Source organism: Micromonospora sp. AMSO12t (genome assembly GCF_008806585.1).
In the GTDB taxonomy this organism is placed as follows: domain Bacteria; phylum Actinomycetota; class Actinomycetes; order Mycobacteriales; family Micromonosporaceae; genus Micromonospora; species Micromonospora reichwaldensis.
Window position 1 is genome coordinate 1 of sequence record NZ_WAAS01000273.1, and the last position, 8,174, is coordinate 8,174.

Consider the following 8,174-nt stretch of genomic DNA (forward strand, 5'->3'; position numbering starts at 1 on the left):
GGGCCGGGCGCGGATCGCGCCCGGCCCCGCTGAGGTTCACCAGCCCCGGGCGCGCCACTGGGGCAGCGCGGGGCGTTCCGCGCCGAGCGTGCTGTCCTTGCCGTGGCCCGGATAGAACCAGGTCTCGTCGGGCAGCCGATTGAAGAGCTTGTGCTCGACGTCGTCGATGAGCGCGGAGAACCGCTCCGGATCCTTGTCGGTGTTGCCGACTCCACCCGGGAAGAGGCTGTCGCCGGTGAACAGGTGCGGCGACCCCGCCGGGTCGCGGTAGAGCAGCGCGATCGAGCCGGGGGTGTGCCCCTTGACGTGGATGACCTCCAGCGCACACTCGCCCACGGGCACGCTGTCGCCGTCGGCGAGCGTCCCGGCCTCGATCGGCAGCCCGGCGGCGTCGTCGGCGTGCACCAGGGGGCGGGCGCCAGTCTTGGCGACCACCTCCTCCAGCGCCACCCAGTGGTCCATGTGCTGGTGGGTGGTGACCACCGTGGCCAGCCCCGCGTCGCCGACCAGTTCGAGCAGCCGGGGCGCCTCGTTGGCGGCGTCGATCAGCACCTGCTCGCCGGTGGCCCGGCAGCGCAGCAGGTAGGCGTTGTTGTCCATCGGGCCCACCGACACCTTCGTGATGGTGAGCCGGTCGAGCTCGCGTACGGCCGGCGCGCCGCCGGGCGTGACGTCTCCGCTGTAGGTCATGAGGTCGTCTATATCCATTCCGGTGGTTGCGGCAGGGGGCCGTCGGGGGTGACGGTCAGCACGGTGCCCGGGCTGCGGCCGATCAGCCAGGCGGCGAGTTCGGGGGCGGCACCGGTGACCGTGGGCGCGGCGGCCCGGTCGCCGACGACCAGTTCGTGCCGGCTGCCGTCGAAGCGCAGCACCATCGGCGGCACGTCGGCGCGGCCGGCGAGGTCGGCGACCACCTCGTGCAGCAGCCGGTGGCCGAACGCCTCGGGCCAGTCGGCCGGCCGGTAGCCGGTGTCGAGGTCCACGTGGTGCACCTCGATCTCGCGCAGCCGGCCCCAGACCAGCATGGCCGCCGGCCAGGGGCCGCGCCGCGTCTGGACGGTGGCCGCCCACGCCTCGACCGGCATCGCGGCGACCGCCTCGGCGAACCGGACGGCCGATCGGCGCAGGTCGTCCAGGTGGGCGGCGGGCGGGCGGGCCGCCCCGGCCTCGATGTCGGCGTCCCGGGCCGCCGCGGAGGCGTACATCGGGATCGGCTCGCCGGTGCGGGCCGCGACGAGCAGGTTGACGAAGCCGTCGGCGTTGCGGGCCAGGTGGGCCAGGACGTGCCCCCGGCTCCACGCCGGCAGCAGCGAGGCGGCGGCGAGGCCGGTGTCGTCGAGGGCGGCCGCGGTCCGCAGCAGACGGTCCGTGGCCGCGTCCACCTCGCCCGTCAGCAGAAGCGGATCCGTGGTCACCCACCGACCCTATCCGCCGGGGGACTTCGCGTCGCCGGGGAAATCGCTTTCGGCGCGTCGCGGCGCGTCCTACCGTCGGCGTGGAACGCGGCACCGGACGGCGGGGAGGTGATGACCATGCCGGCAGCAGCACGCGTGCGTCAACCGCTCCGACACCGATGAGGATGCCATGACCATCGACCTGACCGCCCTCGGCTGGGATGCCGAGCGGGCGGCACACGTACCGCGACGCGGCGGGCACCGACCGGGCCGGGTGGCCCGGGTGGACCGCGGCGTCTGCACCGTGCTCTGCGCGGACGGCCCGGTCCGCGCCACCCTGGGCGGGGCGGTCCTGGCCGCCGCCGCCCGCGACCTGACCCGCCTGCCCTGCGCGGGGGACTGGGTGCTGCTGGGCACCTGGCCCGACCGCAACGTCACCGTGGAGGCGGTGCTGCCGAGGCGCACCGCCCTCGTCCGACGGACCGCCGGCAAGGACGCCAGCGGCCAGGTGCTGGCCGCCAACCTTGACGCCGCCGCCGTGGTGGAGCCCGTGCACCCCGAGCCGGACGTCGGCCGGATCGAACGGCTGCTCTCCCTGGCGCACGAGTCCGGCGCCCGGCCGCTGGTCGTGCTCACCAAGGCCGACCTGGCGGCCGACCCGGAGGCCGTCGCGCGTCAGCTCACCGGGATCGCCCCCGGGGTGCCGGTGCTGGCCGTCAGCGCCGAGCACGGCACCGGGCTCGACCCGCTGCGCGCCGAGGTGGCGCCCGGCCGCACGCTCGGCCTGCTCGGCCCGTCCGGCGCGGGCAAGTCGAGCCTGGTCAACGCGCTGGCCGGGGCGGCGCTGATGCCGACGCAGGCGATCCGGCGCGTCGACGGCAAGGGCCGGCACACCACCACCTGGCGGGCGCTGCTCCCGGTGCCCGGCGGTGGCGCCGTGCTGGACACCCCGGGGGTACGGGCGGTCGGCCTGCTCGACGGCTCGGCGGGGCTGGACCGGGCGTTCGCGGACATCGCAGAGCTGGCCACCGGCTGCCGGTACGCCGACTGCGGGCACGACGGGGAGCCCGCCTGCGCGGTGCGCGAGGCGCTGGAGACCGGCGAGCTGCCGGCGCGGCGCTGGGAGAGCTGGCGCAAGCTCCAGCGGGAGCTGGCCTTCGAGAGCCGGCGGCGGGAGGTCCGGCTGGCCGCGCAGCGGCGCGGCGGCTGGCGCGCGGGCCGGCGGCGGGCGGCCCGCCCCTGACGCAGGTACGCACGGGCGGGACCGGTCGACGACCGGTCCCGCCCGTTTCTTCAGGGCCGGCTTCTTCGCCCGCTGCGGATCGGCTTCCTCGGGCGCGGCGACCCGCTTCCTCGGGCGCGGCGGACCGGCTTCATCGGGCGCGGCGGACCGGCTTCCTCGGGCGCGGCGGACCGGGCTGAGCTGGGGGAATGTGCCGACGAGGGAAGTTGTCGTACCTCGGGGCTAGAGTTGCCGAGGCGCCTTTCTGCGCGCCCACAACCACTCAGACAACCGCTCAGACCAGCCTTGGAGCGGACAATTTCTCCTCATCTTCTTCACCCGGGAGTACACGGACAGTGGCCGACCGACTGATCATCCGTGGCGCGCGCGAGCACAACCTGCGTGACGTCAGTCTCGACCTGCCCCGGGACGCCCTGATCGTGTTCACGGGGCTCTCCGGGTCGGGCAAGTCGAGCCTGGCCTTCGACACGATCTTCGCCGAGGGGCAGCGCCGCTACGTCGAGTCGCTGTCGTCGTACGCGCGGCAGTTCCTCGGCCAGATGGACAAGCCGGACGTCGACTTCATCGAGGGCCTGAGCCCGGCGGTCTCCATCGACCAGAAGTCCACCTCGCGCAACCCGCGCTCGACGGTGGGCACCATCACCGAGGTCTACGACTACCTCCGGCTGCTGTTCGCCCGCATCGGCGAGCCGCACTGCCCGGTCTGCGGCGAGCGGATCTCCCGGCAGACGCCGCAGCAGATCGTCGACCGGGTCCTCGCGATGACCGAGGGCACCAAGTTCATGGTGCTCTCGCCCGTGGTGCGCGGCCGCAAGGGCGAGTACGTCGACCTCTTCGCCGAGCTCCAGGCCAAGGGCTACGCGCGGGCCCGCGTCGACGGCGTGGTGCACCCGCTGACCGAGCCGCCGAAGCTGAAGAAGCAGGAGAAGCACACCATCGAGGTGGTGATCGACCGCCTCACCGTCAAGCCGAGCGCCAAGCAGCGGCTGACCGACTCGGTCGAGGCCGCCCTGGGCCTGTCCAACGGCCTCGTCCTGCTCGACTTCGTCGACCTGCCCGAGGACGATCCGGACCGCGAGCGGCGCTACTCCGAGCACCTGGCCTGCCCCAACGACCACCCGCTCGCGATCGAGGACCTGGAGCCCCGGGTCTTCTCCTTCAACGCGCCCTACGGCGCGTGCCCCGAGTGCACCGGCCTCGGCACCAAGAAGGAGGTCGACCCCGAGCTGCTCGTCCCCGACCCGGAGCGCACCCTGCGCGAGGGCGCGATCCAGCCCTGGTCGACCGGGCACAACCTGGAATACTTCCTGCGCCTGCTGGAGGCCCTCGGCGCGGCCGAGCACTTCGACGTCGACACGCCCTGGCGGGCCCTGCCGTCGCGGGCGCAGAAGACGATCCTGCACGGCTCCGACGACCAGGTGCACGTGCGCTACCGCAACAAGTTCGGCCGCGAGCGCTCCTACTACACCGGCTTCGAGGGCGTGGTGCAGTGGATCGAGCGCCGGCACACCGACACCGAGTCGGAGTGGTCGCGGGAGAAGTACGAGGGCTACATGCGCGACGTGCCCTGCGCGGCCTGCGGGGGCGCCCGGCTCAAGCCCGAGGTGCTCGCGGTCACCCTGGCCGACAGGAGCATCGCCGAGGTCTGCAACCTCTCCGTCGGCGAGGCCGCCGACCTGCTCGCCGGCATCGAGCTGACCGACCGGCAGAAGATGATCGCCGAGCGGGTGCTCAAGGAGATCAACGCCCGGCTGAAGTTCCTGCTCGACGTCGGCCTCGACTACCTCTCCCTGGACCGCCCGGCCGGCACCCTCTCCGGCGGCGAGGCGCAGCGCATCCGGCTGGCCACCCAGATCGGCTCCGGCCTGGTCGGGGTGCTCTACGTCCTCGACGAGCCGTCGATCGGGCTGCACCAGCGCGACAACCACCGGCTGATCGAGACCCTGGTCCGGCTGCGCGGTCTGGGCAACACGCTGATCGTCGTCGAGCACGACGAGGACACGATCCGCACCGCCGACTGGATCGTCGACATCGGCCCGGGCGCGGGCGAGCACGGCGGCAAGATCGTGCACAGCGGCTCCGTGCCGGCGCTGCTGGAGAACCCGGAGTCGGTGACCGGGGCCTACCTGTCGGGCCGCCGCTCGATCCCGACGCCGCAGGGGCGCCGCGCGCAGACCCCGGACCGGGAGCTGGTGGTGCACGGCGCGCGCGAGCACAACCTGCGCAACCTGACCGTGTCGTTCCCGCTGGGCCAGCTCATCGCCGTCACCGGGGTCAGCGGCTCCGGCAAGTCGACGCTGGTCAACGACATCCTCTACGCGGTGCTGGCCAACCAGATCAACGGGGCCCGACTGGTGCCCGGCCGGCACACCCGGGTCTCGGGGCTGGAGCACGTCGACAAGGTGGTCGGCGTCGACCAGTCGCCGATCGGCCGCACCCCGCGCTCCAACCCGGCCACCTACACCGGGGTCTGGGACCACGTCCGCAAGCTCTTCGCCGAGACCACCGAGGCCAAGGTCCGGGGCTACGGCCCCGGCCGGTTCTCGTTCAACGTCAAGGGCGGCCGCTGCGAGGCGTGCTCCGGCGACGGCACGATCAAGATCGAGATGAACTTCCTGCCCGACGTGTACGTCCCGTGCGAGGTCTGCAAGGGCGCCCGCTACAACCGGGAGACCCTGGAGGTGCACTACAAGGGCAAGACCGTCTCCGACGTGCTGGAGATGCCGATCGAGGAGGCGGCCGAGTTCTTCTCCGCCATCCCGGCCATCCATCGGCACCTCAAGACGCTTGTCGACGTCGGCCTCGGCTACGTCCGGCTCGGCCAGCCCGCGCCCACGCTCTCCGGCGGTGAGGCGCAGCGGGTCAAGCTCGCCTCCGAGTTGCAGAAGCGCTCGACCGGGCGGACGGTCTACGTCCTCGACGAGCCCACCACCGGCCTGCACTTCGAGGACATCCGCAAGCTGCTGATGGTGCTCGAGGGGCTGGTCGACAAGGGCAACACGGTGATCACCATCGAGCACAACCTCGACGTGATCAAGACGGCCGACTGGCTGATCGACATGGGCCCCGAGGGCGGTCACCGGGGCGGCACGGTGCTCGCCACCGGCACCCCCGAGGAGGTCGCCGAGGTGCCCGGCAGCCACACCGGCCACTTCCTGCGCCAGGTGCTCAAGCTCGACGGCGACGCGAAGGGCGCGGCGGCGGCCACCTCCCGGGCGGCCAAGGCCAACGGCACCAAGGCCACCCGCCCCCGCAAGGCGCGGGCCGAGGCGCGCTGACGGCACGCTCCCCAGGTCGTGTGGGTGCGGGTCGACCAGGGCGACGACCAGGGGACGGCGCGATCGACACCAGCCGGGCAGTCGCCCGGTCACGCCGTCCGGCCGCCGGCAGGGGGCGGATCGCCGACGGGGCCATCCGGGGCGGGCCCACGGCCCACCCCGGGTGGCCCCTCGGTCGCCGATCAGGTGAACCGTCGGGCAGAGTGATCCGTGTACCCGAGTGTGGCCGCGGATCATGACCAGGCGGCGGCAGCCGAGAGAAGGGCGAGGCATGAGTGACGATCAGGGGCTGACCGGGCCGGCGACGCGGACGCGGCGCGCCCTCCTCACGGGCGCGGGCGCGGTCGGCGCGGCGGTGGTGCTGGCCGCCTGCGGCAGCGACGACTCCGGCGACGGGGCGGCCCCGACCAGCGGCGGCCCGGCGGTGCCCAGCACCGGTGACGCCGGCGGCGGCGACCGCCAGGGCGCGCAGTCGCTGGCCCGTACGGCCGACATCCCGGTCGGCGGCGGCACGGTCTATCCCGCCCAGGGCGTGGTGATCACCCAGCCGCGCGAGGGCGAGTTCAAGGGGTTCGACTCGATCTGCACCCACCAGGGCTGCCCGGTGACGAACGTCGACGGCGGCACCATCAACTGCACCTGCCACTTCAGCAAGTTCTCGATCGAGGACGGCTCGGTGAAGGGCGGCCCGGCCACCAAGCCGCTGCCGCCGAAGAACGTCAAGGTCACCGGCGACCAGATCTCGCTGGCCTGAGCCGTCGGGTGCGGCCGGCGACCCGAACCGGGCCGCCGGCCCCGCTCAGTCCGCGGCGGCGCCCGCGTCGACCACCGACGTCCGCTCGCCCGCTGCCCGCCGATCGACCGCTGCCGACCGATCGCCCGTCGGCGGCCGCTCGCCCGTCGGCGGCGGCTCGCGCAGGGCGGCCGGCGGCAGGCTCCGCTCCAGCAGCAGGATGCCGGCGACGCCGACGGCGTTGAGCAGCGCCAGCACCAGCCAGGGCGCGGCGGTGTCGACCTCGTACAGGGTGCCGAAGAGGGCCGGCGCGACCATCGAGGCGAGGGCGAAGGAGTACTGGAAGGCCGCCAGGTAGCGGCCCCGGGCGGCGATCGGGGCGGCGGCCGCGGCCAGCGCGGCGGACGCCGGCGCGTGCACCAGTTCCGCGACGGTGAACAGCAGCGTCGCCGCGACCAGCAGCGCGGCCACCACGCCGAGGCGCCCCGGGCCGAGGGTCGCCATGGCGAGGCCCCAGAGCGTCCAGAGGGCGGCGGCCAGCGCGACCGCACGGGTGCGGCGGTGCTGCGGCAGGCGGGCGCCGACGGGCGCCGACAGCACGGCGACGAGGAACGCGTTGCCGGCCAGGACGGCGGAGGTCAGCCAGGCGGGGCCCCGCAGGTCCGTGAGCATCATCGTGGGCAGGGCCAGGCCGAGCATCATGGTGCTCAGCGCGAAGACGGTGTTCAGGCCGATGAGGGCGAGGAACGGACGGTCCCGCAGCAGCGTGGCGTACCCGCCCCGCCCGGATCCCGCCGGGCGGTCGGTGGCCGGTGGGATCCGCACCCGGACGGCGATGAGCACCGCGGCGAGGGCGAAGCAGGCCGCCGCCGCGTAGGCCACCGCGCGGTAGGTGCCGGCCCGCCCGTCGGCCACCACCACGCCCGTGGTCAGGCCCCCCACCGCCAGGCCGGCGGTACGGGCGCCGTTGCTGATCGCGTACCAGGTGTCCCGGGCCCAGCCGCCCGGGCTGCCGTCGGCGTAGTCGGCGACCGCCGTGAAGACGGCGGACCAGAAGAACCGCACGCCGACGGCGACCAGCGCCGCCGCCACGAAGACGCCGACGGGCCCGCCCACCCAGGCGTACGCCAGATAGCCGGCGGCCTGGAGCAACTGGGAGGCGACGACCACGGGCAGCGCCCCGAACCGGTCCGCCAGCGATCCCGCCCACAGCGGCACCGGCAGGGTGAGCACGGTCGCCGCGCTGAGCAGCACCCCGAGCAGCGCCAGGGGCACGTCGGTGAGCCGCAGGAAGTACACCAGCGACAGGGGCAGGAAGAGCCCGTTGCCGACCGAGTCGACGGTGAGCGCCGCCACGAGGACGGCACCCCCTCGGCTGCGCCCCGCGGGGTTCGCGCCCATGTCCCCGTGCTCCCCTCGCGTCGCCTCCGCCAGGGGCGGATGTTAGCGGGGAGCGTTTCCGGCGGCACCGCAATTTCACCGCCGTCGGGGGCTCGCCCCCGGCCTGGGACGGCCGGCACGACCGG

Annotated in this window: 6 protein-coding genes; 3 read left to right on the forward strand and 3 right to left on the reverse strand. The window is 74.1% G+C overall.

Going from position 1 to position 8,174, the window contains the following annotated elements; translation table 11 throughout:
- Positions 1-36: 36 nt before the first annotated feature.
- Positions 37-690, reverse strand: a complete 654-nt coding sequence (locus tag F6X68_RS27420; RefSeq protein ID WP_151456973.1) for an MBL fold metallo-hydrolase — start codon at positions 688-690, stop codon at positions 37-39.
- A gap of 8 nt (positions 691-698) precedes the next feature.
- Positions 699-1,415 (reverse strand): maleylpyruvate isomerase family mycothiol-dependent enzyme, encoded by a 717-nt coding sequence (locus F6X68_RS27425; RefSeq protein ID WP_151456974.1) that lies wholly within the window; start codon positions 1,413-1,415, stop codon positions 699-701.
- Positions 1,416-1,584: 169 nt separating this feature from the next.
- Here F6X68_RS27425 and rsgA point away from each other — a divergent pair, with 169 nt between their 5' ends.
- The 3 genes from rsgA (at position 1,585) to F6X68_RS27440 (ending at position 6,669) form a co-directional block, all read left to right on the forward strand.
- Entirely contained in the window at positions 1,585-2,637 is a 1,053-nt protein-coding gene (gene rsgA, locus F6X68_RS27430) for a ribosome small subunit-dependent GTPase A (protein WP_151456975.1), read from the forward strand.
- A 335-nt stretch (positions 2,638-2,972) separates the two neighbouring features.
- The gene (gene uvrA / locus F6X68_RS27435; RefSeq protein WP_151456976.1) at positions 2,973-5,915 is read left to right on the forward strand and encodes an excinuclease ABC subunit UvrA; all 2,943 of its coding nucleotides are present in this window, start codon (positions 2,973-2,975) and stop codon (positions 5,913-5,915) included.
- Between the two features lie 271 nt (positions 5,916-6,186).
- Positions 6,187-6,669: a Rieske (2Fe-2S) protein gene (locus F6X68_RS27440; protein ID WP_151456977.1), complete on the forward strand. Its 483-nt coding sequence runs from the start codon at positions 6,187-6,189 to the stop codon at positions 6,667-6,669.
- Between the two features lie 45 nt (positions 6,670-6,714).
- Here F6X68_RS27440 and F6X68_RS27445 read toward each other — a convergent pair whose 3' ends face one another.
- Positions 6,715-8,049 (reverse strand): MFS transporter, encoded by a 1,335-nt coding sequence (locus F6X68_RS27445; RefSeq protein WP_151456978.1) that lies wholly within the window; start codon positions 8,047-8,049, stop codon positions 6,715-6,717.
- Between the last annotated feature and the right edge of the window lie 125 nt (positions 8,050-8,174).

Bases quoted from the DNA above. Each gene is read 5' to 3' on its own strand.
- F6X68_RS27420 (WP_151456973.1), bottom strand. From the start codon at position 690: ATGACCTACAGCGGAGACGTCACGCCCGGCGGCGCGCCGGCCGTACGC.
- rsgA (WP_151456975.1), top strand. From the start codon at position 1,585: ATGACCATCGACCTGACCGCCCTCGGCTGGGATGCCGAGCGGGCGGCA.
- F6X68_RS27440 (WP_151456977.1), top strand. From the start codon at position 6,187: ATGAGTGACGATCAGGGGCTGACCGGGCCGGCGACGCGGACGCGGCGC.
- F6X68_RS27445 (WP_151456978.1), bottom strand. From the start codon at position 8,049: ATGGGCGCGAACCCCGCGGGGCGCAGCCGAGGGGGTGCCGTCCTCGTG.